This is a genomic window from Caulobacter sp. P1_D6 (assembly GCF_056406095.1).
The window spans coordinates 141,785-161,315 of record NZ_JBFUAW010000029.1; the positions used below are offsets into that span (position 1 = coordinate 141,785).

The 19,531-nt window shown below is 67.1% G+C and carries 17 protein-coding genes; 3 read left to right on the top strand and 14 right to left on the bottom strand.

Going from position 1 to position 19,531, the window contains the following annotated elements; all coding sequences use genetic code 11:
* Window positions 1-4 precede the first annotated feature (4 nt).
* The gene (locus AC1DYP_RS17205; RefSeq protein ID WP_477047350.1) at window positions 5-2,866 is read right to left on the bottom strand and encodes a TonB-dependent receptor; all 2,862 of its coding nucleotides are present in this window, start codon (window positions 2,864-2,866) and stop codon (window positions 5-7) included.
* A gap of 258 nt (window positions 2,867-3,124) precedes the next feature.
* Between AC1DYP_RS17205 and AC1DYP_RS17210 the strand changes: the two genes are divergently transcribed.
* The 3 genes from AC1DYP_RS17210 (at window position 3,125) to nagA (ending at window position 6,190) form a co-directional block, all read left to right on the top strand.
* The gene (locus tag AC1DYP_RS17210; RefSeq protein WP_477047351.1) at window positions 3,125-3,868 is read left to right on the top strand and encodes a GntR family transcriptional regulator; all 744 of its coding nucleotides are present in this window, start codon (window positions 3,125-3,127) and stop codon (window positions 3,866-3,868) included.
* A 79-nt stretch (window positions 3,869-3,947) separates the two neighbouring features.
* Window positions 3,948-5,039 carry an SIS domain-containing protein gene (locus AC1DYP_RS17215; protein ID WP_477047352.1) on the top strand — a complete coding sequence of 364 codons (1,092 nt, stop codon included), beginning with the start codon at window positions 3,948-3,950 and terminating at the stop codon, window positions 5,037-5,039.
* Complete coding sequence (gene nagA / locus AC1DYP_RS17220) at window positions 5,039-6,190, top strand: N-acetylglucosamine-6-phosphate deacetylase (RefSeq protein WP_477047353.1); 1,152 nt, start codon at window positions 5,039-5,041, stop codon at window positions 6,188-6,190. Before AC1DYP_RS17215 ends, nagA begins: the two co-directional genes overlap by 1 nt.
* 114 nt (window positions 6,191-6,304) lie before the next feature.
* On the opposite strand, the gene AC1DYP_RS17225 is transcribed toward nagA, so the two are convergent.
* The 13 genes from AC1DYP_RS17225 to AC1DYP_RS17285 all read right to left on the bottom strand — a co-directional run bounded on the left by AC1DYP_RS17225 (window position 6,305) and on the right by AC1DYP_RS17285 (window position 19,389).
* On the bottom strand, window positions 6,305-9,325 hold the full coding sequence (locus AC1DYP_RS17225) for a TonB-dependent receptor (protein ID WP_477047354.1): 3,021 nt from the start codon (window positions 9,323-9,325) through the stop codon (window positions 6,305-6,307).
* Window positions 9,326-9,607: 282 nt separating this feature from the next.
* Window positions 9,608-10,075 (bottom strand): chemotaxis protein CheE, encoded by a 468-nt coding sequence (locus tag AC1DYP_RS17230; RefSeq protein ID WP_477047355.1) that lies wholly within the window; start codon window positions 10,073-10,075, stop codon window positions 9,608-9,610.
* Window positions 10,072-10,656 (bottom strand): response regulator, encoded by a 585-nt coding sequence (locus AC1DYP_RS17235; protein WP_477047356.1) that lies wholly within the window; start codon window positions 10,654-10,656, stop codon window positions 10,072-10,074. The genes AC1DYP_RS17230 and AC1DYP_RS17235 overlap by 4 nt, the downstream gene beginning before the upstream one ends.
* A gap of 3 nt (window positions 10,657-10,659) precedes the next feature.
* Window positions 10,660-11,046, bottom strand: a complete 387-nt coding sequence (locus AC1DYP_RS17240; protein ID WP_477032453.1) for a chemotaxis protein CheU — start codon at window positions 11,044-11,046, stop codon at window positions 10,660-10,662.
* A gap of 4 nt (window positions 11,047-11,050) precedes the next feature.
* Window positions 11,051-11,623 (bottom strand): chemotaxis protein CheD, encoded by a 573-nt coding sequence (locus AC1DYP_RS17245; RefSeq protein WP_477032452.1) that lies wholly within the window; start codon window positions 11,621-11,623, stop codon window positions 11,051-11,053.
* A complete protein-coding gene (locus AC1DYP_RS17250) occupies window positions 11,620-12,009 on the bottom strand; it encodes a response regulator (RefSeq protein ID WP_010918325.1) in 390 nt (129 codons plus the stop codon). Before AC1DYP_RS17250 ends, AC1DYP_RS17245 begins: the two co-directional genes overlap by 4 nt.
* 4 nt (window positions 12,010-12,013) lie before the next feature.
* A complete protein-coding gene (locus AC1DYP_RS17255; protein WP_477032451.1) occupies window positions 12,014-13,042 on the bottom strand; it encodes a protein-glutamate methylesterase/protein-glutamine glutaminase in 1,029 nt (342 codons plus the stop codon).
* Window positions 13,042-13,926, bottom strand: a complete 885-nt coding sequence (locus AC1DYP_RS17260) for a CheR family methyltransferase (RefSeq protein ID WP_477032450.1) — start codon at window positions 13,924-13,926, stop codon at window positions 13,042-13,044. The genes AC1DYP_RS17255 and AC1DYP_RS17260 overlap by 1 nt, the downstream gene beginning before the upstream one ends.
* A 1-nt stretch (window position 13,927) precedes the next feature.
* Window positions 13,928-14,395 carry a chemotaxis protein CheW gene (locus AC1DYP_RS17265; RefSeq protein ID WP_477032449.1) on the bottom strand — a complete coding sequence of 156 codons (468 nt, stop codon included), beginning with the start codon at window positions 14,393-14,395 and terminating at the stop codon, window positions 13,928-13,930.
* A 4-nt stretch (window positions 14,396-14,399) separates the two neighbouring features.
* Window positions 14,400-16,718 carry a chemotaxis protein CheA gene (locus tag AC1DYP_RS17270; RefSeq protein ID WP_477047357.1) on the bottom strand — a complete coding sequence of 773 codons (2,319 nt, stop codon included), beginning with the start codon at window positions 16,716-16,718 and terminating at the stop codon, window positions 14,400-14,402.
* A 48-nt stretch (window positions 16,719-16,766) separates the two neighbouring features.
* On the bottom strand, window positions 16,767-17,132 hold the full coding sequence (locus tag AC1DYP_RS17275; protein WP_028038734.1) for a response regulator: 366 nt from the start codon (window positions 17,130-17,132) through the stop codon (window positions 16,767-16,769).
* Window positions 17,129-17,416 (bottom strand): STAS domain-containing protein, encoded by a 288-nt coding sequence (locus AC1DYP_RS17280; RefSeq protein WP_477032447.1) that lies wholly within the window; start codon window positions 17,414-17,416, stop codon window positions 17,129-17,131. The genes AC1DYP_RS17275 and AC1DYP_RS17280 overlap by 4 nt, the downstream gene beginning before the upstream one ends.
* The gene (locus tag AC1DYP_RS17285; protein ID WP_477047358.1) at window positions 17,416-19,389 is read right to left on the bottom strand and encodes a methyl-accepting chemotaxis protein; all 1,974 of its coding nucleotides are present in this window, start codon (window positions 19,387-19,389) and stop codon (window positions 17,416-17,418) included. The genes AC1DYP_RS17280 and AC1DYP_RS17285 overlap by 1 nt, the downstream gene beginning before the upstream one ends.
* Window positions 19,390-19,531 lie beyond the last annotated feature (142 nt).

The window sequence follows — 19,531 nt, forward strand, 5'->3', positions numbered from 1 at the left end:
CGGCCTACAGGCGGCAAAAAGCGGGCGGAGCGCCTGAACGCTCCGCCCCAGCTCCGTGCTTGCAGTCAGGAGGGGGTCGATTGATTCGCTCGGCGCGGCGTGGGGGATCATCTGCATAATCCTGACCGCCGCGCGCGGCGCAAATCCGCCACGAGCGGGGGGGGGGGGGGGGGGGGGCGGTCGTGGTGTTGGCATAGGCGTAGTACTCGCTGTCCAGCAGGTTCATGGCCGACACAGAGAGGTTGATGTTCTCGTTGAAGGCGTAGCCGGCGGTGGCGTCCAGGCCCTTGTAGGAACGGACGAACATCATGTCGCCGCGATCCAGGCCAGTGAAGTACTTCGAACGCCAGTTGTAGGTCACCCGCGCCGAGAACGGACCCATTTCGTAGAACGGGCTGATATTGACCTGGTTCTTGGAGTTGTAGGGCAGCGGCGAGCCGTCGTCGGCCTCGCCGTCGGCGTAGGTGTAGTTGGCCAGCAGGCCGAAGCCGTGGGCGTAGGTCTGCTGATAGGCCACCGACAAGCCCTTGATCGAAGCCGAACCGGCGTTGGTCGGACGGCTGATCTGGTAGGTGGTGACCGCGTTGCGCGCCTGGTTGAAGTGCTGCTCGGCGACCGTCTTCTGCAGGATGTAGTTGGTGATGTCCTTGTGGAAGACTTCGGCCGACAGGATGGCTTCCGGCGCGAAGTACCACTCAAGCGACGCGTTGACGTTGGTCGACTTGTAGGGGTTCAGGTCCGGGTTGCCGCCGCCGCCGGTCAGGATCTGGTCGGAGAGCCAGAAGTAGTTCGACATGTCGGCGTAGTTCGGACGCGAGATCACCGAGGCCGCGGCGAAGCGGAAGAGCAGGTCTTCCTTGACGTCGACGATGACGTTCACGCTGGGCAGGAAGTCGTCGTACTTCTTGGACTGCACCTTCCAGGCCCAGTCGGCGGCGGTGGTGCCGCAGCCGGTCGCGGTCTGGTTCACGCAGACATAGCCGCCGCTGTCCGAGGCGGTGTGCACGTAGCGCATGCCGAAGTTGCCGCGGACGTTCTCGGCCTGGAAGTTGGCCTGGCCGTACAGGGCGTTGATCTCTTCCTCGATGCCCCAGTTCTGGGCCGTGAACTCGGCGTTGCCGAAGATCGTCGGCACCGGCTTGGCCTGCCACGGACGCAGGTAGCCGCCGGCCTCGATGTAGTTGGCCAGGGCCGCGCCATCGATCTTGAAGCGGCCTTCCATCTGGCTGTTCACGCCGTCGAAGCCCTTCAGGTAGTTGCTGGGCACGATCGACGGGCTGAACTGCGAGGCCGAGGCCGGGTTGCCGAACACCGAGACGGTGACGCCCGACATTGCCTGGGTGGTCTCGTGCTTGCGGTACTTGTAGCCGAACTGCACGCGCTTGATCACGCCGTCGAAGTCATAGCCGGCGTCGAGCTGGGCGTAGGTTTCCTTGTCGGTGGTCGGCTTGGAGACGATGTTGCCGCCCCAGCCGGCGTTGTAGCCCGCCGGGCCGACCGAGGGATCGCCGCCGCCCCAGCCGCCGTCGAACGAGAACTTGCTGGCGTCGGCCAGCGGATTACCGTCGGCGGTCGGGTTGGTGTAGGTCAGGACGCCCGGCGCGCCGGGGGTGCCGGTGAAGTCGACGGTGTAGTCGGCCCAGTTCAGGAACTCGCCGTACAGCTGCTTCTTGGTGCCGCCGTCTGCCTCGGAGTAACCGACGTCGCCCGAGATGTCGAAGTGGTCGGCTGTCCACTTGCCGTTCAGGTGGTAGCTGTCGGAGTTCAGCTCGGCTTCGCGGTACTGCACGTCCAACACGCTCAGGGCGTGCTTGAATGACGCCTTGCGGATGACGTTGTCCTGGATGGTGATGTCGGTCAGGGCGCCCAGGCTGTTCCAGGTGTTGCCCTGGAAGGCGAACAGCGACTGGTTGGTGTTGTCGTAGGTCGCCTTGATCTTCAGCCAGTCGAAGTTCAGTTCCAGCGCGTCGGTCGGCTTCCACTGCACGGCGGCGGTGTAGCTGTCGCGGACGCGTTCCTGCTCGAAATAGGAGACCGACAGCGAGTTGACGCCGCGGGCGTTCGGATTGTTGGCCAGGGTGGTGGCGCAGGTTCCGGTGCAGTTGCCGTTGGTGATCGCGCTGACCGGGTTTTCCGGGTTGCCGCCGTTGTAGTAGCTGGCCGGAATGGTGCCGTACGACTCGATGCCGTCGCGGCGCAGCTGGTCCTTGGCGTGCTGGGCCGACAGGATGACGCCGAAGGTCTGGGCGTCGTTCTTCCAGCTGAGCAGGGCCGAGGCCTGCGGATCCGACTTCTTCGAGCGGTCGTTATAGAGGTAGCTGAGCTGACCCGAGATCGTCGGGGTCTTCAGGTCCAGCGGGCGGCGGGTGTTGACGATCACCGTGCCGCCGATGCTGCCTTCGTCGATGCGGGGCTCGGGCGACTTGTAGACCTCGACCTTGCCGACGATCTGCGGCGCCAGTAGCGCGTAGTTGAAGGTCCGGCCCGGTTGATCGAGGATGAACCAGTCGGACGAGGCCACGGTCTGGCCGTTCAGCAGGGTGCGGTTCAGCGCCGGGTCGGTGCCCAGGATGCTGACCTTCTCGCCTTGGCCGAACTGGCGGTCGACGGTCACGCCCGGCACGATGGTCAGGGCTTCGGCGACATTGCTGCTCGGGAACTTGCCGACGTCCTCGGCGGTGACGACGTCGATGATCGCGTTCGAGTTACGCTTGGAGGCGATCGACTGCTGCAGCGAGGCGCGGATGCCGGTGACGACAACGGCGTCGACGGTGTCGGGCTTTTCCTGCGCGAAGGCGGGCGTCGCCAGGGCGACGGCCAGAACGCTGGCTGACGCGGTCAGAATGGTCTTGTGGAAATTTCGCATACTCGGCTTCTCCCCTTTTTCCAGACCCTCGGGCCTGGAGCCGAACCCCAAGCCCAATCCGATACCAATTCTTCTGCGGACATCCGCAGAACGCGGTACTTCTCAGGCCTCGGACGGGAACTGTGACGGAAATTTATCGGATGACAAGGCCAAAAAAGAACCAATTGCAGACCATGTTCTTATTGGTATGAAAATGGTCATATGCTATTTCCGAAGCCAAGCGATGGCGCGGTTTTGCGCGGGGGTGCGAAATTGACGATGTTTTCCGAACGGATCGGAGGCCTGGACGGCCACGGCCAGGATCACGCGCCGCTCTACAAGCAGCTGCAGCGCGCGCTCCGCGAAGCCATCCAGAAGAAGATCCTCGCGCCCGACGACGCCCTGCCGGCCGAACGGGACATGGCCGAAGAGTTCAGCATCTCGCGCATCACCGTGCGCAAGGCCCTGGACGGGCTGGTCAGCGAAGGCCTGCTGACGCGCCGCCAGGGCGCGGGCACCTTCGTCGCCGCCCGGGTCGAGAAGAGCTTCTCCAAACTGTCGTCGTTCACCGAGGACATGATCTCGCGCGGGCGCACGCCGCGCAGCGAGTGGATCAGCAAGGCCGACGGCTCGGTCACGCCGGAGGAGTCGCTGACCCTGGGCTTGTCGCCCGGCACGCCCGTCTTCCGTTTCGCCCGCATCCGCTACGCCGACGGCGCGCCGATGGCCCTGGAGTACTCCACGATCGCCGGTTTCGCCCTGCCCTCGGCCGAGGTGGTGGGCGTCTCCCTCTACGAGGCGCTGGAAGCCACCGGCCACCGCCCCGCCCGCGCCCTGCAGCGGCTGCGCGCGGTGCTGTTCACCGCCGAGCAGGCCGAGCTTCTGGGCGTGCCCGTCAAGGACGCCGGCCTGCTGATCGAGCGCCGGAGCTTCCTGCCCGACGGCCGGGCGGTCGAGGTCACCCAGTCCTACTATCGCGGCGACGCCTACGACTTCGTCGCCGAACTGAACGCCTTGTCCTGAGGCCTCTCCAGAGGGGGCCTAGGGCGCACGCACTGAACGGGGTCCGCCCCGGCGAGCTTATGTAGAGGGAACGTCCGTCTTGGAGGCCAACGTCTTGACCCGACCCGCACCCCCCGCCTCGCCTTCAAACGGGCCGGCGCGGCTGACGGCGGAATCGACCCGCATGTTCCTCGAGGCCGGCCAGGCCTCGCAAGCCGTCGCCGCCCAGCTGGGCGCCAACGCCGCCCGCGCCGCCAGGATCGCCGAGCGCCTGCGCGCCAACCCGCCCCGCGCCGTGGTCACCTGCGCGCGCGGCAGCAGCGACCACGCCGCCACCTTCGCCAAGTATCTGTTCGAGACCCGCACCGGCGTGCTGACCTCGTCGGCCGCCCTGTCGGTCAGCTCGGTCTACGCCGCCCAGCAAGACTTGGGCGACGTGCTCTATCTGGCCATTTCGCAGTCGGGCAAGAGCCCCGACCTGCTGGCCGCCGTCCAGGCCGCCAAGACCGCCGGCGCTTTCGTCATCGCCCTGGTCAACGACACCACCTCGCCCCTGGCCGCCCTGGCCGACGAGGTGCTGCCGCTGCACGCCGGCCCCGAGCTGAGCGTGGCGGCCACCAAGTCCTACATCGCCGCCCTGGCCGCCATCGTCCAGCTGGTCGCCGCCTGGACCCAGGACGACGATCTGGCCGCCGCCCTGACCACCCTCCCCGCCCTCCTGGCCGAAGCCTGGACCCTGGACTGGACCCCGGCCGTCGAGCGCCTGAAGCTGGCCCGCAACCTCTATGTCCTGGGACGCGGCGTCGGCTTCGGCGTCGCCCAGGAGGCGGCGCTCAAGTTCAAGGAGACCTGCGGCCTCCACGCCGAGGCCTTCAGCGCCGCCGAGGTGCTGCACGGCCCGATGGCCCTGGTGAAGGCGGGCTTCCCGGTGCTGGTGTTCGCCCAGAACGACGAGAGCCGCGACAGCGTCGACGCCATGGCCAAGGGCGTGACCGAGCGAGGCGGCGACGTGCTGCTGGCCGGCGCCGGTGAAACAGGCGCCGGAGTCCTGCCGGCGCTCGCCGCCCATCCCGTGATCGAGCCGATCCTGATGATCCAGAGCTTCTATCGAATGGCCAATGCGCTGTCGGTGGCCCGCGGCTACGATCCCGACAGCCCGCCGCACCTCAACAAGGTCACAGAAACCGTCTGATGCAGTCCGTACTCGTTAATGGCCGCATCCTGACGCCCGAAGGGATCGTCGACGGCAAGGCCGTGGCGATCCGCGACGGGCGGATCGACGGCGTCATCGACAGCGCTGACACGCCCCCAGGCGCGTTTGGCGGCGCTCAGCGTCACGACCTAGACGGCGGCCTGCTGGTCCCGGGCTTCATCGACACCCAGGTCAATGGCGGCGGCGGGGTGCTGTTCAACGACCAGACCACGGTCGAGGCGATCGCCGCCATCGGCGCGGCCCACCGCCCCTACGGCACCACCGGCTTCCTGCCGACCCTGATCAGCGACGACCTGGCCGTGGTCGACGCGGCCATGCGGGCGACCGAACAGGCGATCGAGGCAGGGGTGCCCGGCGTGCTGGGCGTCCATATCGAGGGCCCGTTCCTCAATGTGAAGCGCAAGGGCATCCACGATTCCAGCAAGTTCCGAATCCTCGACGACGAGGCCGTGGCCCTGCTCAGTTCGCTCAAACGCGGCAAGACCCTGGTGACCCTGGCGCCGGAGACCACCACGCCCGAGATGGTCCGTCGTCTGACGGCCGCCGGCGTGACGGTCGCCGCGGGCCACACCAACGCCGCCTACGGCACGGTGCGCAAGGCGCTGGACGCCGGCCTGACCGGCTTCACCCACCTGTTCAACGCCATGTCGCCGCTGACCAGCCGCGAGCCGGGCGTGGTCGGCGCGGCCCTGGAGAGCATCACCGCCTGGTGCGGGATCATCGTCGACGGCCGCCACGTGGATCCGGTCGTGCTGCGCATCGCCCTGCGCACGCGTCCGCTGAACCGCTTCATGCTGGTGACCGACGCCATGCCGACCGTGGGCATGATCGACAAGAGTTTCGACCTGCAGGGCCGCCACATCCGGGTGGTCGACGGGGTCTGCGTCGACGACAACGGCACCCTGGCGGGCTCGGACCTCGACATGATCGGCGCGGTGCGCAACGCCATGTCGATGCTGGGCCTGTCGATCGAGGACGCGGTCTCGATCGCCTCGGCCACCCCCGCCGCCTTCATGGGCCTGGCGGGCGAGCGCGGCGCGATCCGGGCCGGACAGGCCGCCGACCTGGTGCTGCTGGACGACGACCTTCAGGTCCGCCGGACCTGGATCGACGGCGTCTCGGACGTTTAGAAAATCCGCTCATCCCGGCGAATGCCGGGATGAGCGGATCTAGAGAAACCCACAAAAAAGAAGGGCGCTGGTTTTCACCAGCGCCCTTTGGTCGTTTCGGGGAGGAAATTCGACCTAGAACTTGTACTTCACGCCCAGATAGTACTGGCGACCGAAGTGCACGTACTCTTCCGAGATCCGGCGCACCGAGTCGTCCAGCTTGCTGTCGGCTTGGTCGGTGAGGTTGATACCTTCAAAGGAGACCGTGAACTTGCCGAACTCGTAGCTGATCTGCGTGTCGACGTTCGTGGTCTTTTCCTTGATCCGGACGTCGTTGTTGTTCGTGGCCGCCGGGGCGACCTGGATCAGGTACTCGTCGCGATACGACGCCGAGACGCGAGCCTTGAACGGACCATTCTCGTAGTAGAGCGTGGCGTTGTAGGCGTTGGGCGAAAGGTTCACCAGCGGCTGGGTCAACAGCACGGCCGGCGCGGTCTGCACCCGCGGGGTTCCACCGAACGTCGGGTTGCGGATCACGTACTGGATGTCGCTCTTGACGTGGGTGTAGTTCAGGATGCCGCCGAACTTGTCGAACGGCGCCGGCAGGAACGTGAACGGACGCTGGATGCTCAGCTCGTAACCCTTCAGCTTGCCGCCGGGGGTGTTGATCTGGGTAGTGACCGTGAACGGCGTGTCAGCCGTGTTGCCGTTCGACAGCAGGCTGTCGGGCAGCTCGGTTTCCGACCACGGCATGACGGTGGCCGAGGTCTGGATGTAGGACTTGATGTCCTTCTGGAAGAAGCCCGCCGACAGCAGGGTTTCCTTGTCCGGATACCATTCGAAGCTGAGGTCCAGGTTGTTCGACAGCATCGGGTTCAGTTCGGGGTTGCCGCGCGTCAGCGTCTGGTTCTGCTGGCTGATGGCGGTGTAGCCCGGCGTCAGGTTCTGCAGCTGCGGACGGGTCATCGTCTTGGCGGCCGAGAAGCGGATGAAGAAGTTCTCGAACGGCTGCGCCGAGACGTTCAGCGACGGCAGGGTGTTGGTGTATTCGCGCTCGGTGGTCTGGATCGCGTCGACCGGCACGGTTTCGTTGATGACCGTGCCATTGCCGAGGGTGACCGGCACCGGAGCCGTGCTGCCCTTGTTGTAGTGGCCCAGGGCGCTCTGTTCGGTCTTCACGTAGCGGACGCCGAAGTTGCCGCGCACGGGGATGTTGAACAGGTCCTGGTCGAAGTCGGCCTGCAGGTAGAAGGCGTTGTCCTTCTCGGTGATTTCGCGCCAGGCGCCCAGCTGGTTCAGGACGCTGAGGCGGAAGTCGCCGTAGTTGTTGATGCAGTCGCAGTTGTAGCCGTAGACCGACTGCAGCTTGGCCAGGTCGGGGGCGATCCACGAGGTCGGGGTGCCGGCCGGCAGGTCCAGACCACGACCGAAGCCGGTGATCAGGCGCGAGACGTCGGCGACCGTGGCGCCGCCCGGCAGGGCGTAGCCCGCTTCGGCGGTGTAGGTGGTGCCGGTGGCCGCGAGGTTGCGCGAGAAGAGGCGCTTTTCCCACGAGTTGAAGCCGAACTCCTTCCAGGCCGCGCCGGCGCGCAGCTTCCAGCCGTCCACGACTTCGTAGTCCACGTCGGCGCGGAAGGTCTTGAAGGTGTTGACCGCCTTGCTGGGACGCATGCGCAGCAGCGACGGATCGCCTTGGGCCGAGCTGTTGCTGTAGGTGAAGTTGGCCGGGTTGGTCGGATCGAAGCCGTAGTTGAACGACGGCAGCTTGTCGTCGCCCGAATAGTCGTAGCTGTAGTTGTCGCTGTTGTAGCGATCGAACGAGAAGGTCGTCTGGACCGGGTTGTCCTGGATCGAGCGCGACTGGCCGTAGATCGCGCTGAAGTGGCCACGATCACCGAACTTGGTGTCGTAGGTCAGGGTGAACTGGTTGAACTCGGTGGTCAGGTCGTCGTGGCGATATTCCACGCGGGCGTCGACGTCGTCGAAGGTGCCCTTGATCAGGCTGCCCTTGCTGTCGGCCGTGAAGTTGACCACGTCGGTCTGGGGCAGGCCCTGGCCGCTGCGGCTGAACGAGATGACCTCCAGATAGGTCTCGTCGCGGTCGTTGGTGAACTTGGCCAGCAGGGCGTCCAAGGTCAGGGTCGAGTTCTCGGTCGGACGCCATTGCAGCGAACCGGTGATGCCCAGGCGCTTCTGGTTGTACTGCAGACGGCCGTAACGCGGGATCCGCGGGTGCCACAGGTTGTTGGCGGTGCCGGCGGCGGCCGCGGTGGTCGGGGTGGTGCCGCCGACGACGGTGCCGATCTGCCCACAGGTCAGGGCCGGGCCGCTGACGGGGTTGTAGGCCGGAGCCGTGCAGGGGAACGAGGTGGAGCTGTTGTTGGCGACGCTGGGGTTTTCCCAACGGCCGGTCGAGGAGCCTTCTTCCAGCGTCTTGCGCTCGGCGTAGGCCACCGAGATCAGGGCGCCGATTTCACCGATGCCGGTGTCCCAGCGGTTGCTGGCCAGGAAGGTGAAGCGCGGGTCTTTCTTGCGCGACAGGTCGTTCCAGCCGAGCTTGGCGCCCATGCTCATGGCCGGGCCGCTGAAGTCGAACGGACGCGAGGCCTGCAGGTCGATGATCGCGCCCAGCGAGCCTTCTTCGTTCGAAGCCGAGGTCGACTTGCGCACGGTGACGCTGTTGAACAGTTCCGAGGCGAAGATGCTGAAGTCGAATTGGCGGCTGCGGTTGGCGCCGCCGGAGCCGTCCTTGCCGCCCGTGGTGGCCAGGGCTTCCAGGCCGTTCAGGCGCACGACGGTGAAGTCGGCGTTCAGACCACGCACGGTGATCGTGCGGCCTTCGCCGCCGTCACGGTCGATCGACACGCCCGGCACGCGCTGCAGCGACTCGGCCAGGTTCAGGTCGGGGAAGTCGGCGATGTCTTGCGCCTTGATGACGTCGACGAGGTCGTTTTCGCGACGCTTGACGTCAAGGGCGTTGGCCAAGCTGGCCCGGAAACCGGTGACGACCACTTCTTCGACGGCGGTGTCTTCGGCGGCGGGCGCCGGCGTTTCTTGTGCGGCGGCGGCTCCGGCCATCGCCAGCGCCATGAGCAGGGCGCTGCTGGAAGCACCGAGCTTCAGCGCACGAACGCGCTGCTTAGAGACCTGGGACATGTATCCTCCTCCCGTGACACGTTTCTTTTGAACGACGCTCTCGCATCGCCCGGCCAAGAGTGCGTCCGCGCGTTCCTTCCTGCGCGACCGACCCTGGGGCCGTCATTTTTGACACCGGTGTCACATCTGCGTGAGATGTTGTCCTGACACCGGTAGCAATGTCAGCGGTATCAAATGAAACCGCTATTCACAAGATGGCTGAAGCGTGGCGAAACGTAGCGGGCCCGTAATCGTGTCGTTTCGGCCACATTGAAGCCAAGCTTGGTTTACGGCCATTGATCCTCAGGCCTCTTCGATCCGCCGTTGGCTGACCTTGTTGAGCCCGTCGATCACGGCGCGTCGCTGGTCGGAGCTGAGGTCGGTCGTCCGCAGAAGCCGGAGCGCGTTGATGTGGACGTCGATGGCGTCCCAGCGCCAGGCCTTGGCTTCCGAGCAGTTGTCGATCAGGGCGCAGAACGAAATCGCCGCCTGGTCGACGCAGGAGCCCGGCAGGAAGCCCGATACGTCGATGATACGCAGGGCCAGAGTGTAGAGGTCCTGATAGGCGCCGGCCGCGCGCGTGGCCGCCGCCGACTTGCCGAACCGGCTCTCGATCTCGGCCAGGGCGGCGTCCAGCACCGCCAGGGATTCGGCGCGCAGCGGCTCCAGCGCCGCGTCGGCGGCCGCCAGGGCGTCCTTGGCCATCATGCCGCCGTTGGCCCGGGCCAGCATCGACAGGCGGTTGGGAGCGCGGAACTTGCGGGCGGTCATGGTTTCACTTTCTCGGGGTCGCCCGCACCCTGCGCCGCGGCGCCCGGCGGACGGAGCGCTTGCGGGGGATCCTCGCGGCGACGCCCCTTGGCGTCGGCCGGGGGGCCGTCGTTCTTGAACCGGCGGTCAGGCCCGAGATAGGTCTCGCACTCGACGAACTGGCGGTCTTCCTTGGCCGCCCACAGGATGCGCTCCAGCACGATCTTGGGGGTGATCGGCTTGGCGATCGTGAAATTGGCGCCGGCGTCGCGGCCCTTGAACACCTGCGAGGGCGGGGTGTGGCCCGAGACCAGGATCACCGCCAGGTAGCGGTTGGCCTCCAGGGCGCCGCGGCGCAGCCATTTGACCAGTTCGTAGCCGTCGACGCCGGCCATGTTGGTGGCGCTGATGACCAGGTCGAAGGTGCGTTCGCGCAGCAGGGTCTGGGCGGCCTTGGCGCTGTCGGCCCGGGTCAGGTTCCCGACCCCGAAGCCGAGCAGCACCTGAGACAGCAGGTTCAGCGACGGGACGCTGTCGTCGACGAGCAGCACCTCGACCTTTTCGAGATTGATGCGGGTCGAGGCGTGAAGCGGTTCGCGCATGGCCTAGAAGAAGTCGAGTTCGCCGGCCTTGGCGTCCCAGCCCGAATGGTTCTCGGCGTCGCGAAGACGCACCACCAGGTCGGCCAGGCCCAGCCCCTCGAGCAGCGGCTCGACGGCCATGCTCCATTCCCCGGAAGCGTGCTGGCCGATGCGGGCCAGGACGTCCGACAGGCCGTGCAGGCGCTGGCTCAATTCGTCCAGGGCCTGCAGGCGCGACAGGTTCTCCAGCGCCGCGCCGCCGCCGGCCAGGTCGCCGGCGATGTGCTCGCAGTCGCGGCAGATCGCCGCCGCCGCCATCAGCTCCACCGCCAGCCGACGCGAAAGCTCGCCCACGGGCAGTTGCCCAGGGGTTTCGTAAGCGTCAGTCAAGGCAAGCGGCTGGGCGGTCATAGGATCAGAACAGCTCCAGTTCGCCGCTGCTGGCGGCGGGGGCGGGGGCGACGGGACGCCGGACTTCGGTCGGCGCGTTGTCGACGGCGACCAGGCGCTGGCGAACCCGGCCGGACGCCGGCCAGAACTCGACGCGACGGGCCGACAGGCCGCCCGTGCTGGACGACACGATCGGAATGCCTTCGTCGCGCAGGAAGCGCTCGGCGAAAGCGGCGTTGCTGGCGCCGACGTCCGAAAGGCCGTCGAACAGCTTGCCGCCGCCGAAGATCTTGGCCTCGAGACGGTCGCGCCGGGCGCCCTTCTTCAGCAGGCCGTTGATCAGCAGCTCCATGGCGTAGGCGCCGTAACGGACGGCGTCGCCGTTGTCGTTGTTGGCGCGGCCGCCGGTGTCGGGCAGCAGGAAGTGGTTCATGCCGCCGATGCCGGTGGTCGGATCACGCAGGCAGGCGGCGATGCACGAGCCGAGCACCGTGGTCATGACCACCTGAGGATCCGACGACACGTGGCTCTCGCCCTGGGTGACGTGAACCTTGATCGCCGGACCCATCTCGTCTGGGTGGGGATCTCGATTGATCATGTCAGCTGGCCAAAGACCTGTTCGATCTTTTCCTTCAGGCCCTGAACGGTGAACGGCTTGACGCAGTAGTTGTTGACGCCGAACTGCACCGCGCGCTGGACCAGCTCGCGGTCGGCCCGGCCGGTCAGCATGACGAAGGCCGTCTGGCGGATCGGCGGGTGCGAGCGCACCGCGCGCAGCAGGGCCAGCCCGTCCATCTTCGGCATGTTGAAGTCCGAGATGACCAGGTTGGCCGGCTTGGCCAGGAGATTCTTGAGAGCCTCCTCGCCGTCGGGGGCCTCGCGGATGTCCTTGAAACCGATCTGCTGCAAGGCGTTGCGGATCAACGCCCGCATGGTCAGCTGGTCATCGACGACGAGAACGGAAATGGTGCTTGCTTGGGGCATGGGTTCATCGCCTCGCGGAGGCCAGATCGAGAATGGTTTGGCCCATGGAGGACAGGGTGACCTGCTTCTCCACCGCGCCGAGTTCAAAAGCCGTACGAGGCATGCCGTAGACGACGCAACTCTGCTCGTCCTGGCCGACCGTCCTGGCGCCGGCCTTGCGCATGGCCAGAAGGCCCTGCGCGCCGTCACGGCCCATGCCGGTCAGGATGGCGCCGACGGCCTTGTCTCCGACGGCCTGGGCCACCGAATTGAAGAGCACGTCGACCGAAGGCCGGTGGCCGCTGACGGGGTCGCCCTGGACCAGGCGGCAGCGCAGCCCGGCCGAGCGAACGACTTCCAGGTGGGTCGCGCCGCCCGGGGCGACATAGACCTTGCCCGGCTCCAGCAGGGCGCCGTCGGCGGCTTCCTGCACCTTGGCCCCGCTGGCCCGGTCGAGGCGAGCGGCGAAGCTGGCGGTGAAGGTGGCCGGCATGTGCTGGGTGATCACCGTCGGCGGGCAGGTCTCGGGGAACTGGGTCAGGATCGACAGCAGGGCTTCCACCCCGCCGGTCGACGAGCCGATCGCCACGATATCGCCCGAAGGGACGTAGTTCAGGCGGCGGGCGGTCACCGGTCCGGCGTCGGCCTTGGTCCGCACGGAAGCGCGGGCGGCGGCCTTGACCTTGTCGGCCACTTCCGCGAGGGCCTCGGCGGTGCCGGTCGCGTTGGTGGGCTTGCCCACGCAGTCGACCGCGCCCAGCTCCAGCGCGCGCAGGGTCATCTCGGCCCCGGCCTGGGTCAGGCTGGAGACCATGACCACCGGCATCGGCCGCAGGCGCATGATCTTCTCGAGGAACTCGATGCCGTTCATGTTCGGCATCTCGATGTCGAGGGTGACGACGTCGGGGTTCAGGGCCTTGATCATGCCGCGAGCCTCGAACGGGTCGCCGGCGGCGCCCACCACCTCGATCTCGGGATCGCGGGTCAGGGCGGCCGTGATCAGGCTCCGCATGGTGGCGGAGTCGTCGACGACGAGAACGCGAATCCTGGCCATCAGCGACCTCCTGCCTTGCGATAGGCGGTCAGGCCGGCGCTTTCAAAGGCCGTGACCGACGCGCCCACGCGTTCGGAGTGGCCGACATAGAGCTTGCCGCCCGGCGACACCAGCGGCGCGAAGCGCTGCCAGACCCGCTCTTGCGTGGGCTCGTCGAAATAGATCACCACGTTGCGGCAGAAGATCGCGTCGAACGGACCCTTCATCGGCCAGCTCGGGCCGTTCAGGTTCAGCTCGCGGAACGCCACCATCTGCCGGGCGGCTTCGCAGACGCGGAAGCTGCGGCGGTCGCTGGCGTCGCGCTCGAAATACTGGCTGCGCATGTTGCCGGGGATGCCCTCGAGGAGGGTCTCCTCGTAGACAGCCGTCCGGCCGGTGGCCAGCACATTGGTGTCGATGTCGGTGCCCAGGATCCGGATGTCCAGATCGGCGGCGTTCGGCCACACCGACAGCACGGTGAAGGCCATCGAATAGGGTTCCTGGCCCGACGAGCAGGCCGCCGACCACAGGCGCAGGCGCCCGCCGGCCCGCACCTTGTCGGCCATGGGCTCCAGGATGCTGGCGCGCAGGTCGTCGAAGTGGTGCGGCTCGCGGAAGAAGCGCGTGACGTTGGTCGTCAGCGCCCGGAGCATGTGCTGCTGCTCGTCGACATTGCCGTCCTGGGCGACGAACGTGCAGTATTCGGCGAAGGTCTTCAGGCCCAGGGTGCGCAGGCGCTTGGCCAGGCGTGAATAGACCAGCGTCGCCTTGCTGTCGGGCAGGCTGATGCCGGCCTGATCGTACAGCAGGGCCGCGATCCGCTTGAAGTCCGCCGTCGTGAAGGCGAACTCGCCATCGACAAGGGCCTCGCGGCGATCCGTGAATGAGGTTGAGGGTGTGGTCATCTTAGGCGGCCAGGGCCTCGCGCTCGGGGAGCAGGCGGTCCAGCGAGATCTCGCTGATCATCCGCCCTTCGATGGAAATGATGCCCTTCACGAAGTGACGGACGTTCTCGCAGGCGATGTCCGGCGTCGGCTGGCACATGTCGTCGGTGATCGACAGGATGTCGGACACCGCGTCGACCAGCAGGCCGACCGTGCGGTCGCCGGCCTGGACCACGATGAACACGCTGCGGACGTTCGGCTCGGTGGTCGGCATGCCGATCCGGCAGGCCAGGTCCATGATCGGCAGCACCGCGCCGCGCAGGTTGATCACGCCGCGCATATAGCTGGGCGACTGCGGAAGCGTGGTCGCCGGGCTCCAGCCGCGGATCTCGCGGACCGCCATGATGTCCACGCAGTATTCCTGCTCGCCCACGCGGAACGAGATCAGTTCGCGGGTTTCGGCGCTGGGTGTGGTGTGGTGTTCGGTCATCGGGCTATTCCGCGGCGATGAGGGTGGGATCGGCGGCAGGCGGCGGGCCGCGGCGGCGCAGGTTGATCACCGCGTCGACGTCGAGGATCAGAGCCACCCGGCCGTCGCCCAGGATGGTCGCGGCGGCGACCCCTTCGACCTGCTGGTAGTTCTGCTCGAGCGACTTGATGACCACCTGGCGCTGGCCATGGATGGCGTCGGCCACCAGGGCGGCGCGCGAGCCGTCTTCACCTTCGACCAGCAGCACCACGCCCTCGGTCGCCGACGGCGACTTGCTGCGATAGTTCAGGGTCAGACCCACGTCGATCAGCGGCACGAAGCTGTCGCGCACGGCCAGGACCGAACCGGTGGGGCCCAGGGGCCGGATTTCCTCGGCCTTCGGGCGAAGGCTTTCGACGATGCAGGCCAGCGGGATGACCAGGGTCTCGCCGGCCACGTCGACCACCATGCCGTCCAGGACGGCCAGGGTCAGCGGCAGGCTGAGCGTGAAGGTCGAGCCCAGGCCGGGACGCGAGGAGATCGAGATGCGACCGCCCAGGGCCTGCACCGAACGCTTGACCACGTCCATGCCGACGCCGCGACCCGAGACGTCCGAGATCTTGTCGGCGGTCGAGAAGCCCGGGAGGAAGATCAGGTTGTCGATCTCTTCGTCGGTCAGGGTCAGGTCCGGCGAGATCAGGCCCTTGTTGACGGCGATCGACAGCACCCGCTCGCGGTTGATGCCCTTGCCGTCGTCCTGGACCTCGATGACGATCCGGCCGCTGCGATGCAGGGCGGCCAGGCGCACGACGCCTTCGGGATTCTTGCCGGCCGCCTTGCGCTCCTCGGGACTTTCCAGCCCGTGGTCGATGGCGTTGCGCAGCATGTGGGTGATCGGATCGGCCAGACGCTCGATGACCGTCTTGTCGACCTCGGTGTTCTCGCCGTCCATCACCAGGCGGGCTTGCTTGCCCGTCATGTTGGCGACTTCGCGGACCAGGCGCGGCATGCGCTGGAACACCGACTTCACCGGCTGGGCGCGGATGGCCATGACGCTGTCCTGGATCTGCCGGGTGAGCTGTTCCAGCTCATCCAGGCCCATGGCCAGGTTCGAGGACGGGGCGATGCCGTATTCGCCGACGCGTTGCGCCAGCATGGCCTGGTTGATGACCAGCTCGCCGACCAGGTCGATCAGGTGGTCGATGCGCTCGGGATCGACGCGGATCACCGACTGGCCCGGGCCGGGGACGTCGATCTGGGCCGGTTTGGCGCCCTGAGCCACGGGGGCGGCCGGCGCGTTGGCGGCGACCGGGGGCGCGGCGGGCGGCGGAGCCGAGATGGCCACGGGAGCCGGCGGCGCGGCCTCGACCACCGGAGCGACGGCGACCGGCGCTTCGACGGGGGTCTCGATCACGACGGGCGCGGCTTCGAAGACGGGTTCGGGAGCGGGGGCGGCCACGTCCAGCAGGGTCGCCAGCACGTCGGCCACCGGGGCCTCGCCACGGGTGATCTCCAGGTCGCAGTCGCCGTCGACGAATTCGAAGACTTCGCGGATGGCCTCTTCGCCCTGCTCGGTCTCGAGGCGGACGCTCCAGGTCACATAAGCGGCTTCGGCGTCGAGGAATTCCAGGGCCGGCAGGGCGCTGTCGTCCAGGGTCGCCTGGATCGGGCCCAGGCGGCTCAGCTCGCGCAGCAGCAGGGCCGTTTCGTTGGCCTTGCGGTAGAGGTCCGACTTCGGACGGATCGACACCGTCCAGACATTGTCCAGCACCGAGGCGTCGGCGGCTTGGGCGTCGAGGCTGATGGTCATCGGCTGGAAGCCGAAGTCCATGTCGTCGTCGTCCATCCCGTCGTCATCGGCGCCGACGACGAGGGGGGTGAAGGTGATGCCCATCTCGTCGTCGACGATGGCGACAGGGGCGGCGACCAGCGGGGCGGCGGCAGGAGCCGGGGCCGCCGACGGATCGGTGACGGCCTTCAGCTCGGCGGCCATGGCGGCCGATGCGTCCATGTCGACCACGCCCAGCCCGCGGGCCGAGCTGACATGGTCGGCCAGCACGTCCGAGGCGCGCAGCAGCAGGGCGGTCAGGTCGGGCGTGCCGGGGATCTCGTTGGACCGCAGCGCGTCGAGCAGGGTCTCGAACACGTGGGCGAAGCGCACCAGCGGCTCCAGGCCGAAGGCTCCCGCCCCGCCCTTGATCGAGTGCACGGCGCGGAACACGGCGTTGACGGTGTCGCTATCGTCGTTGCCGTCCTGAATAGCCAGGAGACCGCCTTCAAGATCGGCGAGCAGTTCCTCGCATTCCTGAAAGAAGGTGACCTTGATGGCCTCTAGCTCGTCCATTCCCCGACTTCCTACAAAGGTATTTCAGTACCTAAAGCACTCGTACGATCAGGCCGCGACGCGACGGATCGCCTCAACGAGCTTTTCGGGATTGAACGGCTTGACGATCCAGCCCGTCGCGCCGGCTTCGCGAGCCCGCTGCTTCTTGCTGGGGTCGCTTTCCGTGGTCAGCACCAGGATCGGGATGGCGCGATAGTCGTCGTCGACCCGCACCGCCTCGATGAAGCCGAAGCCGTCCAGCTTGGGCATGTTGATGTCGGTGATGATCACGTCCGGGCGATGGGCGGACAGCACTTCCAGCCCGTGTTCGCCGTCGACGGCTTCGACGACGTTGAACCCGGCGCCGGCGAGGGCCATGCGCAGCATGTCCCGCATCGTACGCGAGTCATCGACCGTGAGGACAGTACGCGTCACGATGCAGCTCCTTGAAGGTCAGTCCGCAGCAGGGCCCCTTCGGCCCCGAACAGACGGATGGTTTCCACGAACGCCTCGGAAGGCGCGGTGATCAGAAAAGGCTTGCCGTCCTCGTCCCACGCCTTGCGGGCGGCGAGCAGGACCTGCAGGCACAGGCCGCCGAGACGACGGACCTGGTCGGCATGGACTTCGATGTCCTGGCCGCGACGTTCGACGAACGCCTGCTTGAGCGGACCCGAAGCCTTCAGATCAAGGGTTTCGGGCAGGGCGATCGCGGTCGACATCAGAACTCCTCCCAGCCGTCGGCGGCGGGGGCCGCGGCGGTCGCCGCACCGCCGCGTCCGGGACGGGCGAAGGCGTTGAGGCGGGCGCGTTGCTCAGCTACCGGATTGGCGGCCGGGGCGTGTTGGGCGGGATCGGCCATCTGCGGACGCTCGTAGGAAGCGGTCTGCTGGCGGCCGTCGCCGACCCGGAAGCGACCGATCAGACGCACCAGCTCGCCGGTCTCGCCCTTCAGCGAGTGGGTGGCGGCGGTCGATTGCTCGACCATGGCGGCGTTCTGCTGGGTCACCTGGTCCATCTGGTTGACGGCGGTGTTCACTTCGTTGAGGCCGGTCGCCTGTTCGGCGGCCGAGGCGGCGATCTCGGTGACCAGGGCGTCGATCTCGCCGACCTTGACCACGATGCGCTGCAGGGCCTCGCCGGTCTGGCCGACCAGGCTGACGCCTTGGCTGACCTGCTGGGTCGAGGACGAGATCAGCGTCTTGATCTCCTTCGCCGCTTCAGCGGAACGCTGGGCGAGAGCCCGGACTTCCTGGGCCACGACCGCGAAGCCGCGGCCCGCGTCACCGGCCCGAGCCGCTTCGACGCCGGCGTTCAGGGCCAGCAGGTTGGTCTGGAAAGCGATCTCGTCGATGACGCCGATGATCTGGTTGATCTGCTTGGACGAGTCCTCGATGGCGCTCATGGCCGAGACGGCCTGGTGCACGACCTGACCCGAATGGGTGGCTTCACCGCGGGTGCTGGAAACCACTTCCGAGGCCTGCTTGGCGCCGCCGGCGGTGCGGCGCACCGTGGCGGTCAGCTCGTCCAGGGCGGCGGCGGTCTCTTCCAGCGAGGCGGCTTGCTGCTCGGTGCGGCGCGACAGATCGTCCGAGGCGTGGGCGATTTCGTCGGCGCCGGTGCGCAGGCCGTCCGTCGAGGCCGCGATGACCTTGATGGTTTCCTGCAGCTGGGTGATGGCGGCGTTGAAGTCGTCCTTCAGCTTGCGGTAGTCGCCCGGGAAGTCGGCCTGGACGCGGAACGTCAGGTCGCCCTTGGCCAGGTGCTCCAGCGCTTCGGCCAGCGACGACACCACCAGGGCGTTCTCGCGGGCGGCGGCGGCGGCGGACTCTTCCTTGGCGCGACGCTCGTCGGCGGTCAGGGCCGCGTTCTTCTCCTGCTCGGCGCGCATCTGCTCGAGGTGGATCTGATTGTCGCGGAAGACCTTGAGCGAGCGGACGATGGCGCCCAGCTCGTCGCCGCGGGTCATCTTCTCCAGGTCGATCGTGTTGTCGCCCTTGGAGAGCTTCTCGGTCGCGCCGGCGATGTCGCCGATCGACTTGCGGGTGGTCATCACGGTCATGAAGGCCAGGCCGGCGACCGCCAGCAGGGTGATCAGCGACATGACGATCGTGGCGCTCATCGCGGCGGCGGCTTCGGACTGGCGCTTGGCGGCCTGGGTCGTGGCGCGGACGGCGGCGTCGTCGACGACCTTCTGCAGCTGGGCGGCCATCTTGACGTAGGTGTCTTCGAAGCTGGCGGCGAAGCTCATGGCCATGCCGGTGTCGACGTCGATCATGCCGCTGACCGTGTCGATGGCGCTGCGGCATTCGTCGAGCGACTTGACCAGGGAGTCGATCTTGGAGCGCTCCGAGGCCGGCAGCTTGGACGAGAGGCCCTTCACTTCCTTGCCCAGGGCGTCGAACTCGGCGAGCAGCTCGGCGATGCGCGGACCGGCGGGCGGAGCCATCGGATCGGCCTTCGAGGCCAGGATCTGATAAAGCGTGCCGTGCGCCTTGGTGATGCGGCGCGACAGCGACTGGATTTCGCTGTTGATCCGCATGTCCTGCTCGACCACCTGCTTGAGCGCGGCGGACTGGCTCTTCTGGACGACGATGGCCCCCCCGGCCATCAGGGCCAGCATGAGCAGGGCGAAAGCCGGCGCGAAGCCGATTTTGATGATCAATGGCAGATCGACGAGCCGGAAGCGCTTCATCGGTTTGGTCCCCTCTAGCGGCGTTCCGTGCGCACGGATCACCAACGTCGAGGGGGATCATCACGACATATTCCTAATAGTTCCTGACTTTGGTTAAGAGCCTTTGCCGCAGGGCCTGTCGCACCCCCGCTATTTTCCGCCT

Excerpts from the sequence above, each read along its gene's own strand:
- AC1DYP_RS17205 (WP_477047350.1), bottom strand. The coding sequence starts at position 2,866 with ATGCGAAATTTCCACAAGACCATTCTGACCGCGTCAGCCAGCGTTCTG.
- AC1DYP_RS17210 (WP_477047351.1), top strand. The coding sequence starts at position 3,125 with ATGTTTTCCGAACGGATCGGAGGCCTGGACGGCCACGGCCAGGATCAC.
- nagA (WP_477047353.1), top strand. The coding sequence starts at position 5,039 with ATGCAGTCCGTACTCGTTAATGGCCGCATCCTGACGCCCGAAGGGATC.
- AC1DYP_RS17225 (WP_477047354.1), bottom strand. The coding sequence starts at position 9,325 with ATGTCCCAGGTCTCTAAGCAGCGCGTTCGTGCGCTGAAGCTCGGTGCT.
- AC1DYP_RS17230 (WP_477047355.1), bottom strand. The coding sequence starts at position 10,075 with ATGACCGCCCGCAAGTTCCGCGCTCCCAACCGCCTGTCGATGCTGGCC.
- AC1DYP_RS17235 (WP_477047356.1), bottom strand. The coding sequence starts at position 10,656 with ATGCGCGAACCGCTTCACGCCTCGACCCGCATCAATCTCGAAAAGGTC.
- AC1DYP_RS17240 (WP_477032453.1), bottom strand. The coding sequence starts at position 11,046 with ATGACCGCCCAGCCGCTTGCCTTGACTGACGCTTACGAAACCCCTGGG.
- AC1DYP_RS17245 (WP_477032452.1), bottom strand. The coding sequence starts at position 11,623 with ATGATCAATCGAGATCCCCACCCAGACGAGATGGGTCCGGCGATCAAG.
- AC1DYP_RS17250 (WP_010918325.1), bottom strand. The coding sequence starts at position 12,009 with ATGCCCCAAGCAAGCACCATTTCCGTTCTCGTCGTCGATGACCAGCTG.
- AC1DYP_RS17255 (WP_477032451.1), bottom strand. The coding sequence starts at position 13,042 with ATGGCCAGGATTCGCGTTCTCGTCGTCGACGACTCCGCCACCATGCGG.
- AC1DYP_RS17260 (WP_477032450.1), bottom strand. The coding sequence starts at position 13,926 with ATGACCACACCCTCAACCTCATTCACGGATCGCCGCGAGGCCCTTGTC.
- AC1DYP_RS17265 (WP_477032449.1), bottom strand. The coding sequence starts at position 14,395 with ATGACCGAACACCACACCACACCCAGCGCCGAAACCCGCGAACTGATC.
- AC1DYP_RS17270 (WP_477047357.1), bottom strand. The coding sequence starts at position 16,718 with ATGGACGAGCTAGAGGCCATCAAGGTCACCTTCTTTCAGGAATGCGAG.
- AC1DYP_RS17280 (WP_477032447.1), bottom strand. The coding sequence starts at position 17,416 with ATGTCGACCGCGATCGCCCTGCCCGAAACCCTTGATCTGAAGGCTTCG.
- AC1DYP_RS17285 (WP_477047358.1), bottom strand. The coding sequence starts at position 19,389 with ATGAAGCGCTTCCGGCTCGTCGATCTGCCATTGATCATCAAAATCGGC.